This window comes from Rahnella woolbedingensis (genome assembly GCF_003602095.1).
Lineage (GTDB): Bacteria > Pseudomonadota > Gammaproteobacteria > Enterobacterales > Enterobacteriaceae > Rahnella > Rahnella woolbedingensis.
In genome coordinates this window covers 12113-31626 of the sequence record NZ_RAHH01000003.1, presented here as the reverse complement: position 1 = coordinate 31626, position 19514 = coordinate 12113, and the positions used below count along the sequence as shown (strand labels likewise).

General features: G+C 58.8%; 4 protein-coding genes. All 4 read right to left on the bottom strand.

Annotation, left to right across the window (positions count from 1 at the left end; all coding sequences use genetic code 11):
- Nucleotides 1-546 precede the first annotated feature (546 nt).
- Nucleotides 547-1716, bottom strand: a complete 1170-nt coding sequence (locus tag D6C13_RS02590; protein WP_120131290.1) for a beta-barrel domain-containing protein — start codon at nt 1714-1716, stop codon at nt 547-549.
- 17 nt (nt 1717-1733) lie between these two features.
- A complete protein-coding gene (locus D6C13_RS02585) occupies nt 1734-3911 on the bottom strand; it encodes a type I secretion system permease/ATPase (RefSeq protein ID WP_120131289.1) in 2178 nt (725 codons plus the stop codon).
- Nucleotides 3912-3959: 48 nt separating this feature from the next.
- On the bottom strand, nt 3960-5336 hold the full coding sequence (locus tag D6C13_RS02580) for a TolC family outer membrane protein (RefSeq protein ID WP_120131288.1): 1377 nt from the start codon (nt 5334-5336) through the stop codon (nt 3960-3962).
- Between the two features lie 89 nt (nt 5337-5425).
- Nucleotides 5426-19282: an Ig-like domain-containing protein gene (locus tag D6C13_RS02575; RefSeq protein ID WP_120131287.1), complete on the bottom strand. Its 13857-nt coding sequence runs from the start codon at nt 19280-19282 to the stop codon at nt 5426-5428.
- Nucleotides 19283-19514: the final 232 nt, after the last annotated feature.

Sequence of the window (19514 nt, the reverse complement as noted above, 5' to 3'; positions counted from 1 at the left end):
GCTGGCCTCAGGCCAAGTTCAACACCTTGGGTTGCCACCCAAGCTGGCCTCAAGGGGCGCCTATCGCCGCACCCCTTGAGAATCCCGGGCTCTTAAACTGCGCGCTCTGCTCGCTGGCCATGTTTCAGGTATCTCACCGACAGGCTGGAAATCTTGCCGCTTCGCGGTGCCTTCATTTCGGGATTGCAGCCTCAGGTCTGCAACCTCTCATTCAGCAAGTTTTCTGAACCGCCCGCACGATCTTAAATTAAAAAAAAAACACATCTGCTTTAGAAAGCACAATGGCGTGCTCAAAATTCAGCTGAACGGAGCGGCTTCGAGACCAAAGGCTCGAAGACTGAGAGAAGGTAGTGCGAAGCACCTGGATTTGCGCCACTCACCCATGTGCCGGAACATGTCCGTCGTGCCCGCGATAGCGCGCAGTGAAAGAGCCCGGGGGGTCTTGGGGGGTGGCGGCGATTGGCCGCCCCCCAAGTCGGTGTGGGCCGACGCCCACGACCTTGAAGTTGAAGTTGACCTAAAAGCCGCACAAGCAGCGGCCTCCTGCTATCTCTCCCTCAACGATTCCTTAACCTTATTCAGCGGCTTGATCAGATAATCCAGCACGCTTTTCTGGCCGGTTTTAATGTCCACGTTCGCCACCATCCCCGGTACTATCGGGAACTGGCGTCCGGCTTTGTTGGTCAGGAAGGCTTTATCGGTGCGCACGTACACGCGGTAATAATACTGATCGCGCTTCACCTCATCCTGCAAGGTATCCGGCGAAACGCCTTCGACTTTGCCTTCAAGATCACCATAAATAGACGAGTCGTAGGCCGAGATTTTAACCGTTGCCGGTAATCCCGGACGGATATAGGCGATATCACGCGGATTGATGCGGGTTTCAATCAGCAGCTGATCTTCAATCGGCACGATTTCCATCAGTTTGCCGCCTGGCTGTAACACGCCGCCGACGGTCGATACCTGAATATCTTTTACAATACCGTGCACCGGCGAATAGAGTTCAGAACGCGTTACCTGATCCTCTTTCCCCGCCATCACCTGTAATTCGGCGTCCAGATCGGCGTTGTTCTTCACCTGCTCTTCACGGGCGCGCACGGCGTACTGGTTGATGGCATCGTCGATTTTTCCGCGAAGTTCGCTGGCCTGACGTTTCAGCCGGATCACTTCCACCTGCCCCGCCGCGCCCTTCGCCACCAGCGGCTGGGTCATGTTGATTTCATCATTCACCAGTTTGAGCGACTGCTGCAGGTTGCTGACGGTTTCGTCGCGGTTCTGTTTACGCGATAAATACAGCTGACGTTCACGCGCCACCAGTTCAGGGGATTTCATGGTTTCCGGACTGAATTTCAGCGGAGCGCCGGTCAGTTCGGCACTCAGCCGTTCAGACGATGCCCGCAATGTGCGCACTCTGGAAGCGGCTTCACCGTAATTGGACTGCGAACGCGTCGGGTCAAGCTGCGCGAGTAACTGACCGCGATTGACCACCGAGCCTTCCTGCACCATCAGTTTTAAAATAACGCCGCCGTCGAGCGAGTCGATCTGCTGCGCTTTACTCGATGGCGTGACTTTGCCGGTTCCGACAGTAACTTCATCGAGCTGGGCAAACCGCGCCCAGACGAAGAAAATCAGCAGACAGGCCAGCGAAACCCAGATGATCCACGATACTTTGCGGCCTTCGGCTTCCAGTTCATCATGCAAAGTGAGATGTGCCATGCGATGTCCTTAGCAGCTCAGGCTGCGCCTTGTTTGTTGTCCGCCACCACGGCCGCAGCCGGAGCGGGCGTATTGCTGGCCGCTTTCGCAAGGATCTGATCCCGCGGTCCGTCAGCTACCACCCGTCCGTTGTCCATCACCACAATCCGGTCTACCAGTTTGAGCAGCGCCGGGCGGTGCGTGACCACAATCAGCGTGCGTCCGACCAGCCAGGCGTGAAGCTGGCGGATCACATATTCCTCCAGTTGTTCATCCATCGACGCCGTCGGTTCGTCCATCAGCACCACCTGCGGATTGCGCAGGATCATGCGGCTCAGCATCACCATCTGGCGCTGCCCGCCGGAAAGTCCGCGCCCGCCTTCATTAATGATTTTATCCAGACTCGACGCATCGGCCTGCACCATACTCAGCGCGCCGCTGATGCGCAGCGCCTGTAGCATTTCCTGGTCAGACGCATGCGGATAACCGAGCATCAGGTTCTGGCGCAGCGTGCCGAAAAACAGCCGTGAATCCTGCGACAGATACCCCAGCTGACGGCGGATATCGGCCGGTTCAACTTTGGTCATATCCACGCCGTCGATCAGGATTTTTCCCTGCGACGGACTGGCCTGACCGGAAAGCAATTTCAGCAGCGTGGATTTCCCGGCGCCGACTTTGCCGAGGATCGCCACCCGTTCACCGGGCTTAATTTCCAGCTGGCCGATCCCCAGCACATTCGGCGAATTCTCTTTATCGTAGGTGTATTGCAGATTGCGCACGTTGAAATGGCCGCTGAGCGACGGACAATGTGACAGCTGTGCATCCGCAGGCCGGTCGATAGGTTTTTTCAGTAATTCATCCAGCCCGTGCATGGCGCTTTTGGCGTGCTGCCAGCGGGAAAATACCATCGTCAGCTGCATCAGCGGCGCAATGGTGCGCGACGACAACATACTGCTGGCCACCAGCGTACCGGTGGTGATATCGCCGCTCAGCACCAGATACACCCCGAACACCAGCATCCCGCCATAAGTCAGTTGCTGGACGGTGGATGCCCAGCCGGTCAGGCGTGCGCCCCACAGGCGTTGTTTCATGCCGACCGCCGCGCTGACTTCGTGCGTCTGTTCCCACTGACGCTGAAAATAGGCTTCGGCCTGCAAGGCTTTGATGTCTTCGATGCCTTCGATGGTTTCCACCAGCACCGCGTTTCGCAGCGCACTTTCACGCATCCCCTCTTTCGCCAGTTTGGCCATCGGCCACTGGATCAGTATGCCGGGAATAACAATCAGCGGGATGGCCAGCAGCGGGATGATCACCAGCGGGCCGCCGATGAAAAACATAATGCCGAGGAACAGCAGGACGAACGGCATATCGGCGGCGGCGCTGACGGTGGTAGACGTCAGCAGTTCGCGCACCTGATCGATTTCGCGCAGCTGAGAGATAAAGGAACCGGTAGATTTTGGCCGGTCGTCATTTTTGATGTTCATCGCCCGCACAAAAAACAGCGAAGACACTTTGAGGTCGATTTTCTTCCCCATGAGATCTGATACCAGCGTGCGCATCAGGCGGATGACATATTCCATGCCTGCCGCCAGCACCACGCCGAAGAACAGCACCCATAAAGTCGGGAAAGATTGTGCCGGAATAACGCGGTCGTAAACCTGCATCGAGAATAAAATCCCGGCCAGCGCCAGCACGTTACCGAGAATCGACGCCAGTGAGATTTCTGCGATTTTCCGCCCGCTGCCGCGAAAGTTTTCCCAGAACCAGTGTTTTTTATGCGGCTGAACGAACTGATCAATACGCTCATCGCGTCCGCGCGCCGCTACGCCGACCAGAAAGACCGGTCCGGTACTTTGCTCAAGTAACGTGACCAGCTCCGCCGAACGCACCAAGTCACCGCCGTCGCTCAGCCAGTAATCCACCTTGCCGTCATCGTGTAACTGTTCAAGCACCGCAATGCCGCCCTGTGCCAGGGTTATCACCGCGGGCAAAATTTCCTGACGCCAGCGCACCTGATTCCAGCTGACCATGCCAATCTGTAACCCCATCAGCCCGCTCAGACGGTCGAGCTGACGACGCAGCGGCTGATGTTCAAACCAGCGCATTTGCTGGCGAAGATAAAGTGAGTCTGCTGGCTTACCGAATGTTTCGGCCACACGCCCCATGGCGCTTATCCAGACGTCGATCGACAAAGGTGTTGTTGTTTCGTTGCTCATTTCAACCTCGGTATCGAATGCTTCTGGGTTCCCACGGCCTGTTTCGCCTTACAGCGCCGGGATGGTGTCACCTGATTGTTTCTGCCGGTCGATACCTAACATATCGACAAGATTGTCCACCGCCGCGGCGTACCGCACGGTGGCATCCCAGCCGTCATAAAGCGCGCCGATGCGCGACGTGTCCGCCTGAAAGACGTCCTGTTCGACACTGAGTAAATCGTTCAGGCTGCGTTTACTGAGTTTGTATTCGTCCTGATACACGCTGCGGGTATGTGTGGCGCTGGAATACTGTTCTTCACCCGCGATCTGCCGCTGCTGACCGCCGATCATGTCGGCGTAGGCCGTTGAGGCTTTCTGGTTGATATCCAGCTTGGCTTTTTCGACATCCGCCTGCGCCGCCTGCCGTTGCCCTTCTGCCGCCCGGACTTTGGCACTGACCGCGCCGCCCTGATACACCGGGGCGTCTACCGCCAGCTGGAGCTGGTCATCCCAGTAAGAACCGGTGGTACCGTTGTTGTCATAACGGGTGCGACCGGCCTGAACTTTGACCGTCGGCCAGTGCTGGGCTTCTGCCTGATTGACCTGCTCAATCGCCGCCTGCTGCTTGGCCTGTGCGGCGCGCACCAGCGTGCTGTTTTCGTAGGGGATTTTGTCGAGAGTGACTTTCTGATTGAGGAGACTTTCCGGCAAGTCCGGCAAGTTGTTCGAAACCACGCCGGTCAGCACGGTCAGTTGCGCCTGTGCGGAACGTTCCTGCGCGCGGTATTGTTCAACTGTGGCACGCATACCGGCAATGCGGGTTTCCGCTTGCAACACGTCAGACTGAGAACTCAGCCCGGCGTCCGAGCGCAGCTTCGCCGTATCTTTCACGCGGGTGAGCGATTCGATATTGTCCTGCGCCGCCACGCTTAACGCCTGAAAGCGTTTCACCGAGAGGTACGCCTGCATGGTGCTCAGCGCCACATCGGTCATGGTGCTGTAAAGCGAAAAGCGATAGGAATCCGACAGGTATTCCTGCTCACCGATACTGCCGTTGGTTTTACCAAAGTCCCACAGCAGCTGGCTGAGCTGAATCCCCGCCGATCCGTTGCTGCTCTGGTCACCTGATGAATAGGTCTGCCGCGATTGCCCTGCTGACCCTTGTAATGAAACCTGCGGATACCACGCACTTTTCGCCGCGTCCAGATTCCCGCCGCCGACGCGGATTTGCGCCGCCGCTTCCGCTATTTGCGGGTTACGCGCGAACGCCCGCAGAATGGCATCCCGTAACGTCAGGCTGGCGCGCATTTCCTCCGTGGGTGCCGCCTGCCAGTTAAATTCCGGCTGTTTTTCCGCCGCCATCACACCCGTATTCCCTGTTAACCCCGCCAGGCACAAGGTGCCCAACACAACGGCGATTTGCCGTATTGCTCTCTTTTTTTTCATTACCGACACCACTTAATTACGCCGATTTTTTTGTTTTTTTAAAAGCTTGCGTGTTACGCCTCCCCCTTCGCAGAGGGAGGCGTACAGCATTAACTCTGTTGTACGTGCAGACCGTGTTGCACCAGAACGTCTCCCAGGGTGTTCGATGCATCCATTGATGCGTTGTGATAAACGTCGAAGGTCAGGCCATCCACCGTGCGTTGCCCGCTTTCGTTCCATGCGCCGTCGGTGCCCATTTGCAGGTTCACCAGACTGCCCTCGCCCCCTTTGATGATCACTTCGTCAGTGGGATTGTCCTTCACGTTCAGCGCCTCATGCAGATTCAGCGAGATGCTGTTGGTGCCGGAAGTCCCCAGGTCGAAGATGTCGATATGCTCGACTTTCAGCCCGAGTACGGTCAGATCCAGATGCTGATTGGTGCCCGCCAGCAGTAAGGTATCGACACCGGTTCCGCCGTCGATTTGCGAGAAATCGAGCGTATGAACCGAAATGGTATCGTTGCCCGCACCGCCGATGGCGACGCCGTCCGTTGCCGTCAGGTCGAGGGTCACACCGCCAATGGAGAACGCCGTGTCCGCATGCGCGGTGGTGTCCGCCGTGGTGGTGTCGTGGGTGGTGGTGGTTGAAGCACTGGTGTCCGTTGTCACCAGCGGATCCGTCAGCGTACTGGCGGCGTGCGTTGTGCTGGTATCAGTGGTGGAACTGCTGGTATCGGAGGTGTGAACCGCCGCCAGCGTATGGGTATCGTCCACTGCCTGTGACGTTGCCATCAGCGTTGCGGGTTCAGCCGGTAATGAAGAACCGACCGTCAGCCCGACGTGAGCATCAAATCCGTTACCGGCCGCATCGACCGCTTTCAGCTCAACAATCGCGCCGAGCAGTGCGTTCAGTAAGCCCACCAGTCCGTAACTGCTCAGCAGCGCACTGGAAAGTTTTACTGTCCACGAACCATCCCCCTGCACGGTCCCCGCCAGCGTATTGCCCAGCAGCGTGACGCTGACCTGGCCACCTTGTGCGATATTGCGGCTGGTCCCGCTCAGCGTCAGCCCCTGACCACCGAGGATGCCGCCGACCACACCGAGCGTCAGCCCGAGTAATGGATTCAGCGCCACCAGCGGCAGCGCGTGTGTCAGCACATTCAGCGGATCAGAGATAATCGCGGTGTTACCCACAACGTCTGCGACCGAGACAGAAACCTGCGTCGAGCCATCCGCCAGCCCTTTCAGCTCTGCTGAGGTAAACGGCACACTCCACGCGCCGTTGGTGATGGTGCCGGTGTGCGTCACGCCTCCAATCGTCACCGACACCGTGCCGTTAAGCAGGTTTGAAGTCCCGGTTACGTTGGTGTTAGCGCCCGCTTCGGCAGCATTCAGGTAACCGTCGCCGCCAAACAACGTGCCGAGTGACAGCGTTGGCAGGAGGTGAATACCGACCGTTGCGGTTGCGCTTCCGCTGGTTGAATGACCGGCGGCGTTAGTGATGGAAGCACCGACGTTCAGCGTACCGTCGAGCAGGCTGGACAGAGTCAGTTGCGGGATAGCCACGCTGAAGGTGCCATCGGCTTTCACCAGCGCGGTCAGGGTATTTCCGCCGACGTTCAGGGTCACGGTTGAGCCCTGCGCGTTGGTAGTGGTACCGCTGATGGTTTGCGTCAGCAGCGCATCCGCCGCGTTCAGCAGACCATCGCCAAACAGCGGGTTGATCGTAATGGTAGGCAGAGACTGCGATACCACGTTCAGCAGATTGCTGACAGACGCCGTGTTGCCGGTGCCATCCACCAGGCTGGCGACGACCGATTGTGTACCATTGAGAATGGCGCCCAGATCCGTCACCGGCACCGTCACGCTGAATGCGCCGCCCACTCCCACGGTGGCAAGATAGTTTTTGCCATTCAGGGAAATCTGCACCTGCGTACCCTGCGCAACGTTGGTCGCAATACCGCTGATGGTCTGGCCGGTCAGCAGGTCAACGACGTTCAGCACGCCATCGCCAAAGACCGGATTAAGAACAATCGACGGCAGATTATGGATACCGACACTCAGCCCCACGGTATTCGACGCCGTGTTACCCACCGCATCGGTCACGGTGGTGACGATGGTCAGATTGCCGTCCAGCAATCCGGCCAGCTGAAGCGGTGTCAGAGAAGCGGAGAACGTGCCGTCACTGCCCACGGTTGCCGTCAGGTTAATCAGGCCGCCGCCGACGTTAATGTTGACCGTTTCGCCAACATGCCCGTTAGTGACTGTCCCGCTGATAGTTTGCGTCAGCAGCGCTTCCGCCGCGTTCAGGATGCCGTCTGCACCGAAAACAGGATCCAGCACAATTTTCGGTACTGCGTTGATGATGGAAGTCAGCGTGCTGCTGCTGGTGCTGGTATTACCGCCAGCATCGGTAACAGAAACCACGACCGGGAAGGTGCCGTCACCCAGCGCTTTCAGGTCACCCGGTTGCAGGGTGATGCTGAATGCGCCGGTACCGTCGGTCGCGCCGAGGAAGGTTTTCCCGCCCAGCGAAACCTGAACCTGCGTGCCCGCCGCGACGCCGCCGACGGTGCCGCCAATCACCTGAGTCGTCAGGGCATCCGCAGCATTGAGCAGGCCATCGCCCAGCACCGAAGTGACATTGATCACCGGTCTCACCAGATCCAGCACCGCATTCGCTGCCGCCGAACCGACGTTTCCGGCCGCATCAGCCACCGTAACGCTGACTGCCGCGGTTGTGCCACTCAGCAAGCCGAGCACGGATGGCGGAACGGTGACCAGGAAATGCCCCGTCGCATCAACGACGCCGTTAATAGTTTGCGTACCGACATGCACTGCGATGGCTGTGCCCTCTGCCACATTCGAGACGGTACCGCTGATCGTCTGATTGACCAGCAGATCGGCGATGTTGAGCACGCCGTCGCCAAACACGGTGTTGAGCACCACTTGTGGCAGATTGTGGATGGCTATCCCCACCGGAATAGTGGTAGAAGACGTGTTGCCTGCCGGGTCTGTCAGGGTGATACCCAGATTCAGATTGCCATCAAGCAGCGCACCCAGATCGCCCGGCTGGATCTGAAGGTTCCAGGTGCCCGCCGTTACCGTGGTGGTGTAAGTTTTACCGCCGAGCGTCACGGTGACTAAGGTGCCGTCCACCGCCGTCGCTGCGCCGCCGATAGTTTGTGCCAGCAGAGATTCCGCCGCATTCAGCAGGCCATTGCCACCAAAGAGCGGATCCAGATTGCCCAGCACTGGCAGCGTTTTAATAACGTCCAGATTCAGTACGGAGGCGGTCACGTTGCCTGCTGCATCGGTCAGATTCAGGTTCAGCACCTGCTGACCATCACCCAGTGCACCGAGCACCGCCGCCGGAATGTTCAGTGACCACGCACCGTTAGCCCCGACGATTGCCGACAGCGGCGTGCCATTGATGATGGTCGAGACCACAGACCCCACGCCTGCACCAATCGCCGTCCCGCTGATGGTTTGCGCCACCTGCGATTCCGCCAGATTGAGGAAGCCATCCGTCAGCCCCAGACCGCTGGTCACATTCAGTGCGAGCAGTTTGTTGAAGAAGATATCCAGACCGGTACTGACGCTGGTGGTGTTACCCGCCGCATCCATTACCGTGGCCGCCAGTGTCAGGGTGCCGTCGTTAAGCAACAGCAACTGCGCTGGCGTCAGGTTGAGCGACCATGCCCCGCCCGGCTGAATAAGTGCCGTACCAATCGACGCGCCGCCTAGTGTGACGTTCACCGTCTGACCGTCAGCCCCGCTGGATGTCCCGCCGACCAGTACGTTGGCCAGTGATTCCACCAGATTGATGACGTTATTCCCGGCGACCACATCCAGCGCCAGCAACGGCGCGGTGGTATCGACAGTGATCGGATGCGGTGTTGCATTGCCTGTATTCCCTGCGGCATCTGTCACCGTTGCGGTAATGACGTTAACTCCGCCGGTAGCCGTTTGTGGCAATGCCTGCAGATCGGCGGCAGGCACACTGACCGACCAGACGCCGCCGGTCAGCACCGTCGTGGTGTAGGTTTTGCCGTTGAGCGTCACGGTCACCACACTGCCCACATCATTATTGTTGTTATCAGCAACCGTCCCCGAAATGGTCTGCGACGATTTCGATTCAAGGTTGTTAATGGTGTTATCAGCGGTAAAGTCGTTAATGGTCACCACCGGCGCGGTGAGATCCACCAGCACGTTGCTGGTCGCATTGGTTGACGGAATTAATGTAGATGCGGTAATGGTGGTGGTGCCATCGGTAAAGTCACTGGCGGGTACTGCAATTGACCAGACACCGCCGGTCACCACGGCAATATGCTGATCTCCCCCGACGGTAACGGTGACCAAAGTGGTATCCGGGATATTGAGCACCTTACCAGACACCGTAATAGTCGTCAGATTGCCATCCGCCACGTTAATGATGTTGTCGCCGGTCACCGGATCGATGCTCAGCGTTGGGGTCAATGGCGGTGGCGGCAGATCAACAGTAATAGCCTGAGGCGCCAGCAGATTTGCCGTGTTACCGGCCAGGTCACTCACAGAAGCGGTGATCGTGTCCGCGCTGTCGAGCGTTGCCAGTTCAGCGGGTGTAAAGGTGGCACTCCAGGTGCCGTCGCCCTGCACGGTAGCCTGATGCGAAATACCACCGACCGTCACCGTGACCTGTTGTCCGGCCTGCACATTCGCCGTTGAACCGGTGATGGTTTGCGGGCTCTGGCTTTCTGCATACGTCAGATCAAAACCGGTACCGGCGAAGGATGTGACTGCCACGGCCGGAAGCAGCGTGACGGAAATGCCGATATCAGCTGAGGCCGAATCGGTATTACCGCCGCCGTCCGTCGCGGTCACGCTGATTTGCTGCGGGCCCTGCGGCAGATCGGCGATTTCGCCCGAAGTCAGAGAAACCGTCCAGTTACCGTTCGCATCTACCGTCGCGCCCGAAATAGGGATCCCCCCGACAAAAACCACCACGCTTTGCCCGGTGCCAGTTACTCCCGTCGTCCCGCTGAGGATGATTGGCGTTGTGGCAGCCGCGGCGGCTTCGGCGGCACTCAGATAACCATCACCAAATGGCGTATTGATGGTGACATCCGGCGCGGTGAGGTAGCTGATGAATGGCAGCGTCGCTGGCGAACTGTTGCCTGCGGCATCGGTCACCGTCACGTTGATATCATGCGTACCGCTGCCCAGAGAACTCAGCACGCCCGCAGGCAGGCTTACCGCCCAGTCACCGGTTGTCGGATCGACAGTCGCGGTATAAGTCGTGCCGTTCACATCAATGGTCAGTTTGACGTTCTGGTTGTCGCCGGTGATGCCGGTGTTACCGGTGATGACATTCACACCGGCCGCTTCTGTAATATTCAGGCTGCCATCAGTGAATGGTGGATTGATAACAGGCACCGGTCCGGACAGATGCGACGTAAAGCTGACCGTCGCATCGTTATGGTTACCCACAGAATCCGTCGCTGTGACAGTGATGTCGTGAGACGCCGTCGATGTCCCGAGTGATGCCAGCTGAACAGGCGTCAGGTTCAGACTCCAGTTGCCGGTCGCCGGATCCACCGTTGCCGTGAACGGACTGCCGGTCATGCCCGCAATTGCCACGCTGACCGTTTGCCCTGGGCCTGTTTCACCGGTGGTACCAGTCAGTGTCTGGCCGGTAACAGCCACAGACTCCGCAATGTTCAGCGTGCCGTCACCGAATGGCAGATCAATGGTCGGCACAGGTACGGTGTGGATCTGAACGCCCACAGAAACCGGCAGCACAGAAGTGTTACCTGCGCTGTCGGTCACCGTCACCACGACCGGCCAGGTACCGTCCTGCAAGGCCAGCAGCTGGGCTGACGTGAGCGAAACACTCCAGGTTCCCGCCGCCGAAATGACGTCGACCGGTACCGCATTGCCGTTAATGACCACGGTGACGGTCTGCCCCGGACTGGTGATCCCGGTGGTACCGGTAATGGTTTGTCCCGCCGGATCTGACGCTTCTTGCAGATTCAGAATGCCGTCACCGAATGGCACGTTAATGCCAGCCACTGGCAGAACATGCGTCAGCGCGGTGAAATCAAGGGTTCCCGGCGCGCTGGTATTCCCTGCGCTGTCGGTTGCTGTCACGCTGATGGTGTGCTGTGCGTCTGTCAGCCCCAGCAACACGGCGGAAGGCACGGTCGCCGTCCAGGTGCCGTCACTGGCGACGGTGGCCAGCACTGGCGTGCCATCGACAGTCACCACAACGGTCTGACCCGCGCCGGTAATGCCGGTGGTACCGGTAATCAGCTGATTACCCGCCGCTTCGGCGGCATTAAGAATGCCATCCACAAACGGCGTATTGATGGTCGGTAATGGCAGCGCAGACAGTTCGATATCCAGACTGGCAGAGGAAGACGCCGGGTTACCGGCCACGTCTTCTGCCGTCACGGTCACCTGCACAATGCCGGTAGTCAGACCGCTGAGCAGACCCGGTGGTACGGTCGCCGTCCAGCCGAGCCCGTCGGGATTGACGGTACCGGAGATAGGATCCGCAAGTCCCGGAACCGTGACCTGCACGACAGTTCCCGGCGCCAGACCTGAACTGCTTCCGCTCAGGTTGAAACCGTTGGCAGCTTCACTGATGTTCAGAACGCCGTCACCGGCAATCACGCCAATCGTCAGCGTTGGTAACGCATGCGAGGAGAGCGTGAAATCAGCCGAAGTAGTGAGATTATTCCCGGCAGGATCGGTGACGCTGACACCAATGGTTTTGGTGCCATCCGTCGTGATGGCCTGCACATCCACGCCCGGAATGGTCAGGCTCCAGATGCCTGAACCGTCTGCGGTGGTGGTGTAATCTTTACCGTTAAGTGTGACGGTCACGGTCAGATTTGGATCCGTGGTGCCGCTGACCGGAATACCGAGCGCCGCTTCAGCCAGATTGATGATGTCATCACCGCCGGTATCGACAGTCACTGTCAGTATCGGTGCAATGGTATCAACGGCCACATCATGCGTTGCCGTAGCGACGTTTTGCGCCACGTCATCCGCAGTAGCGGTGAAGGTATTATTACCCGCAGGCAACGCCTGAACCTCAGCCGCCGTCATCGGGAAGCTCCAGCTGCCGTCGGCCTGCACGGTAGCGGTATACGTCGCGGTATAGGATTCGCCGGTGATCACCACAGTGACCGTACCGCCCACAGGGACGTGGGTGGAGGTACCGCTGACGGTCATCCCCTGATTGTGCTCAAGGATGTTGATGTAATCATCGCCGGAAATCGTATTGATGCTCAGGGTCGGCAGGTCGCCCGGCTCAGCAATCACAGTGGCGTTGTGGGTCGCAGACGCCGGGTTACCGGACGTATCACTGGCACTGGCGGTCACGGTGGTCGGACCGTCAGAGACACTACCCAGCGCTGACGCAGGCACGTTAAGCGTCCAGGCACCTCCGGCCAGCACGTTGGTGGTATAAGACACGCCGTTAAAGACCACCGTCACTGGCTGGCCGACTTCCAGATTCGTTGATGTCCCGCTGATTGGGAAACCATCGGCTTTTTCGGTGGCATTAATGTAGTCGTCACCGGCCACCGCCGTGATGGTCAGCGTTGGCAAATCTGCCGCCGCCGCATCGACGGTGAAGGTATGGTTGCCCGTGGTGGTATTACCCGCCGCGTCAGTGATTGAAGCTGAAAGCGTGTAAGTGGTATCAGCCAGCGCCTGCACCACAGAACTCGGCAGCGTGAAACTCCAGGTGCCGTCCGGCTGGACGACGGCGGTGTAAGTCACATTGTTGAAGTTCAGCACCACAGAAACAGTTTGTCCGGCATCCGGGATGTCAGACGTGCCGCTGATCACCACCGGCTGCAGTGCTTCGGCCGCATTAATGATGTCGTCCGTTGCGACCGGATCGAAGGTCAGCGTTGGCAGCGTGTAATCCACAGTGATGGCGCTGCTGACTGTGCCCTCGTTACCCGCGCTGTCGGTTGCCGTCACCAGAACCGTTTGCGGACCTTCAGGTATAGCCTGCAAATCGACAGCCGAAATGTTGACCGTCCAGACACCGTTAGCATCGACGGCAGCGTTATGATCCATTCCGCCAATATTGACCACTACGGTCTGGCCCGCACCCAAGACGCCGGTGGTACCGGTGAGGGTCTGATCGGTATCCGCTTCGCGCTGATTAAGGAAGGTATCGCCAAACGGGGTATCGATGGTTGGCACCGGCGGATGCGCCGCGACCACGGTGACCGTTTCAGGAAGGGTCGTTGTGTTGCCCGCCAGATCCGTCAGCGTTGCGGTCAGCGTGTAGCTGCCGTCTGCCATACCGGCCAGCGTGCCCGCTGGAACGTCTGCCGACCAGGTACCATCGCCCTGCACGGTCGCCTGATAGGTCTGACCGTTAAATTGCAGCGTGACAATCTGACCGGCATCCGCCACATCGGCGGTACCCGACAGCTCGATGATGCCCGCCACTTCTTGCGAGTTGATCACGTTGTCTGTCGCAACCGGGTTGAGCGTCAGCGTTGGTGGTGTGAAATCGACATTCACAGACCCCGTGATGGTGCCCGGATTGCCCGCAGCGTCGGTGACGTTTACCACCACCGGCGTCGGGCCTTCGGTTGCGCCGGTTAATGTGCCCGCCGGAACGGTGACACTCCAGGTGCCATCGGTCGCAACCGTACCGGTCAGGGTGTGACCGTCAATGACCACGGTCACCGTCTGACCGTCGCCGGTCAGCCCGGTAGTACCGGTCAGAGTCTGCGCACCCGCTGCTTCATCGGTGCCTAACTGACCATCGCCAAACGGCGGATTCAGGGTAGGCACAGGAGGATGCGTGTAGATGCCGACATCCTGCTGCGTAGTCACCGCGCCAAGATCGGTGGAGATCGTGGTGGCAATCACATGGCTGGTGCCATCGGCCAGACCGGTAAGAACGTTGGACGGGATCGGAACGCTCCAGTTGCCCTGAGCGTCGGTCGTGGTGGTGAAGGTATTTCCGCCCAGACTGACCGTTACGGTTGTGCCAGTCGGAACATTGGACGTCGAGCCGTTGATGGTGACACCATCTGCGGCTTCCGCCACGTTGATATTATTGTCACCTGCGATGGTATCGATAGAAATACCGCCGAGCGTCGAGTTTACGGTAATGGCATCACTGCCCTGTGCCGGGTTACCCGCCGCATCGGAGACAGAAGCGCTGATCGTCGCCGGTCCGTCGCCGAGTGTTTGCAAATCTGCAGCCGGAACAGAAACGCTCCATGCGCCGCTGGCCAGAACGGTAGCCGTATAGGTATGTGCGCCGAGTGTGACAGTGACAAGCTGACCGGCCTCCACGTTTGTCGTGGTGCCGCTGATCACCTGCGCGGTCTGCTGCTCTGCGCCATCAAGCGTGTTGTCGCCGGCAAACGCAGAGACAGTCAGCGTCGGCAGTAAGGCCGGATCCGCTGTCACGGTAACCGGTGCGGTCGCCGTGCCAGCGTTGCCCGCCGCATCGGTGACTGTCGCTGTCAGGGTGTACGTTCCGTTCGCCACATTCGCCAGTGCATCGGCCGGAATGTTGACCGTCCATGCGCCGCCTGCACCCACGGTACCGCTGTAAGTGTGCCCGCCAAGCTCGATGGTGACGGTATCGCCCGTCTCACCCGCGCCCGCCGTACCGCTGACCGGAATAATCGCTCCGGCTTCTGCGGCATTGATGGTGCCGTCGCCCGCAACCGGGGTGGTGATGGTCACCACCGGCGCAACGGTATCCACCGATACCGGCACAGAAATGTTGCTGGTGTTGCCAGCGGCATCCGTTACCGCCACCTGCACGGCGGTCGGGCCTTGTCCGACGGCAGTCAGTACTGATGACGGCACGGACACCGAGAACGAACCGTCGGCGGCGACAACGGCGGCGTAATTCTGGCCGCCAAAGGTCACAATAGCGGTCTGGCCGCTGCCGGAAACGCCGGTATTCCCGGTCAGTGTCTGGCTGACACCGGCTTCAGCGGCATTCAGAATACTGTCGCCAAACGGTGTGTCGAGTGTGGCATTTGGCAGATTGTGAATGATGACATTCAGCACATCGCTGCCGGTGACCGTTTGCCCGAGGGCATCGGTGGCACTGACGGTGATGGTGTTTTTGCCGTCACTCAATGTCGCCAGATCTGCCGCAGAAACCTGTGTGCTCCAGCCGCCACCTACGGCAACTGTCGCGGTGTAGGTTTTGCCATTAAGTGTGATCGTCACCACGCCGTTGACCGGCACGTTAACTGAGGTACCGCTGATGGTCACACCCGCCGCCGCTTCCTGGGCATTCAGCTGGTTATCGCCGGTAACCGGATTTACAGACAGGCCGCTTTGCGTGTTATCCACGGTGAACGATTCGCTGCCGGTGGCCTGATTTCCGGCCTTATCCAGTACAGCAGCACCAATTTGCACTGAGCCGTTAGTCAGTGCGCCCAGCGCTGAAGACGGAATGCTGACGCTCCAGCTGCCATCGGCCTGCACGGTCGCGTTGTACACCACGCTGTTGAGGGTGATATTGACGACCTGCCCGGCTTCAACATGCGTCGTTGTCCCGCTGATGGTCTGAGCCGTTTGCTGCTCTGCGCCATCGAGAATATTGTCGCCAGCAAAGGCGTTCAGGGTGATGGTCGGCGCTGACGCCGGATCGGTTGCCAGCTGAACATTCGAAGTAATGGTGGTGCTGTTACCTGCGGCATCCGCAAGCTGCACGGTCACCGGATATTGTCCGTCCGCCACGCCTGCCAGAGCACCTGCCGGAATAGTCACCGTCCATTGCCCGTTCGCCGCCACGATGCCGGTGTAAGGCTGACCGTTTACCGTCACCGTGACAGTGTTACCCGCCTCGGTAATCGACGCGGTACCGGTCACGGCAATATCCGCAGCCGCTTCGGCGCTGTTGACGTAACCATCGCCGGAAACCGGATTGATAGTCAGGGTCGGCGCGGTTAAATCGACGATGGCAGAACCGTTAAGCGTCGCGGTGTTGCCCGCGCTGTCCGTCACATTCACCACAATCGCATTATTGCCTGCCGGTAAGGCCTGCAAATCAGCAGAAGGCAGACTGACTGACCAGACACCGGCGCCATCCACCGTGGCGTTATAGGTATGTCCGCCAAGGGTTACGGTGACAATCTGGCCGTCACCGGTTTTGCCAGTGGTACCGCTCAGCGTTTCCGCCGTTGCCGCTTCGGCAATATTCAGATAACCGTCGCCAAATGGGGTGTTAAGGGTTGGCACCGGACTGGTCGCATCATAATTGACGGAAACACTGTTACTCAGCGTGGTACCGTCCATTCCCTGGACGGTGGCCGTGAATTGCAGATTACCGGATGTCCCGGCTGCAGCGAGCAAATCGTTCGATGTCAGTTGCACTGACCAGGTACCGTCCGGCTGAACCAGCGCCAGGCGGGTCAGTGACCCGAACTGCAGCTGAACCAGTTCAAAGGTCGCCACACCCAGCGTGGTACCGGTGACCAGCACACCGTCCTGCGTTTCCTGCACGTTGATGATGTTGTCGCCGGAGATCGGCGCAATCGAGATGCCTTCCTGCCCGGCATCCACGTTAAAGGTGTCGGTGCCCGGCGCGGCTTCGTTACCGGCTTTATCAGAAACAGTAGCCGTTATGGTCTGCGAACCGTTTGCCAGTACGATCATATCCGCCGCCGGAACAATCACGCTCCACTTTCCGTCTGTACCGACGGTCGCCGTATACGAGTGATTATTGAGTGTGATTGTCACCATCTGACCCGCTTCGACGCGCGTGGTGGTACCGCTTAACGTTTGCGCGGTCTGGCGCTCGGCACCATCGACAATATTATCCGACGCGAACATATTCACCGTGACCAGCGGCGGCAGGGTCGGATCAGAGGCGACGTGAACAGTGCTGGTATTGGTGGTGGCGTTCCCCGCTGCATCCGTCAGCGTTGCGGTGACCGTCACATCCTGACTGAGATTGCTCAGCGAACCGGCCGGAATGTTCACACTCCAGGTGCCATCCGGCTGAACAATCGCGCCCGTATAATCAACGCCATTAATGGTCACGACAACCGGACGACCGGCTTCGGATACCGACGCCGTACCGGTCAGTGTCATGTCAGCGGAGGCTTCCGTCACGCTGATGTAACCGTCGCCTTCCAGCGGATTAACCGTCAGGGTCGGCGCGACCGTATCCACGCTCACCGGTGTGGTGATGGTGTTGTGGTTACCCGCCGGATCCGTCACGGTGACCACGATATTATTGCTGCCCTGCGGCAAAGTGCCGAGCACGGATGGCGGCACCTGAACGGTAAATGTGCCGTCAGGCGATACGGTGCCGGTAATTTGCTGTCCGCCAATCGTAACGGTCACGGTCTGGCCGTCACCGGTTAAACCGGTGTGGCCGGTGAGCGTCTGGCTGGTGGTGGATTCACTGGCATCCAGCGTATTGTCGCCACCAAATGCCGGATCCAGAGTGGGCGGCACACCGTGAATGGCGACATTCAAATCGGTGCTCTGGCTGATGGTATTGCCCTGCGAATCCACTATGCTGACGGTCACGGTCGTCGAACCATCGGTCAGCGCCTGCAAATCAGCCGGGGAAATACTCAGATTCCATCCGCCCCCCGCGGTGGTGGTGGTGTGATATACCGTACTGCCTACCGTGACGGTAATTTGCGTACCGACCGGCACATTGAAGGTCGTACCGGTGATCACCAGCGGGCTTTGCGCTTCGCTGGCATTGAGCTGACCATCACCGGAAATCGGGTTGACGGTCAGAATGCCCGCGCTGTCATTGATGACAAAACTTTCCGGCGTGGAGGTCGAGTTACCCGCCGCATCGGTCAGGGACGCCGTCAGCTGGTAATTACCTTCCGCCAGTGCAGAAACGACATTGGTCGGAATGGTCACAGACCAGGTGCCGTCCGCACCGACGGTCGCACTGTAGTGAACACCGTTAAGCACCACATCCACCGAACGGCCTGCCTCGGAAACGGATGCCGTACCGGTAAGCGTCAGAGGTTGCTGATGCTCGTTGGCATCCAGCACGTTGTCGCCATCGATTGGGTCAACGGTCAGCGTAGGCGGCGTGGTATCCACAACCACCGTCACGCTCTTGGTCACCGTTTCGCCCGACGTATTGGTCAGGGTCACGGAGATGACATAAGTCCCGTCCGCCAGCGTTTGCAGCTCACCCGCAGACAACGGAACGTGCCAGTTCCCACTGCCGTCGACGGTGGTGGTGAAGGTTTTTCCGTTGATAGTCAGCACGATGGTGCTGCCTGCGGCGGCGTTGGTCGAGCTGCCGCTGAAGGTTTGCGTGCTTTGAACCGCAGACTGGTTGACGGTATTTTCATTGGCAAACGCTGCCAGCGTCAGGGTTGGCGTAGCGCCCCCCGTATTGCCGCCGCCGGTATTGCCCCCGCCTGTATTCCCGCCCCCGGAGTTTCCGCCAGTATTACCGCCGCCCGTGTTTCCACCGCCGTCGCTGCCGCCGTTGTTACTGCTGCCACTGCCACCGCCACCACCACCGCCGCCACCTGCGGCAATGGCAATCCCGGCACCGAGGGCAAGCACGCCCAGCACGGCACCTAAAACAGCGGGATCAAAATTGGAAGAGTCGAGGACCAGAACACCGACATCAGGAATGGTTTCATAAGCAGGGACAACCGGTACGGCACCTGCCGTCGCGCCTGTATCGACAAACGCGGCATGCTCGATCGGGTGTACACCGTCGTCAAAAATCAGTTCGCTGTGGTGCCCTTTGCCGTCGGTATCAAAGAAGCTGTGATAGCGGACAGTGCGGCCATCTTTCATGTGGATGACCAGATCGTTGCCGACACGCTCATAACTGGTGACGGCGTCGCGTGTCGCATGGACACGTACGATACTGAGTTGATTGAGGGTGACGTCCTGGCTGGCGTTTGAGACCTGAGAAACTACAGCACCATTTGTACGAGAGAGAATATCAATAACAACGCTACCGTTCTGAGCCATGTTGTACCCCTGTTACACCAGTTGTTGCACACACACGCCAAACTCCGCTCTCCCTCTTTCAGGCAAAAGCGGTGTGTCGTGATGTGAAGACCATTAAGAAAAATGGGAATACTTCCAACTGGTGTCAGGGAAAGCCATAGACTACAAATTGAACAAATAAAAGCGTCGTTAATGCATTAAGATATTTTTTTATAACTTCAGTGGTTCATCGTTTCGGTAGTTTTTTGTCCGA

What these genes read in the sequence shown, in the direction of transcription:
- D6C13_RS02590 (WP_120131290.1), bottom strand. Translation starts at nt 1,716, where the DNA reads ATGGCACATCTCACTTTGCATGATGAACTGGAAGCCGAAGGCCGCAAA.
- D6C13_RS02585 (WP_120131289.1), bottom strand. Translation starts at nt 3,911, where the DNA reads ATGAGCAACGAAACAACAACACCTTTGTCGATCGACGTCTGGATAAGC.
- D6C13_RS02580 (WP_120131288.1), bottom strand. Translation starts at nt 5,336, where the DNA reads ATGAAAAAAAAGAGAGCAATACGGCAAATCGCCGTTGTGTTGGGCACC.
- D6C13_RS02575 (WP_120131287.1), bottom strand. Translation starts at nt 19,282, where the DNA reads ATGGCTCAGAACGGTAGCGTTGTTATTGATATTCTCTCTCGTACAAAT.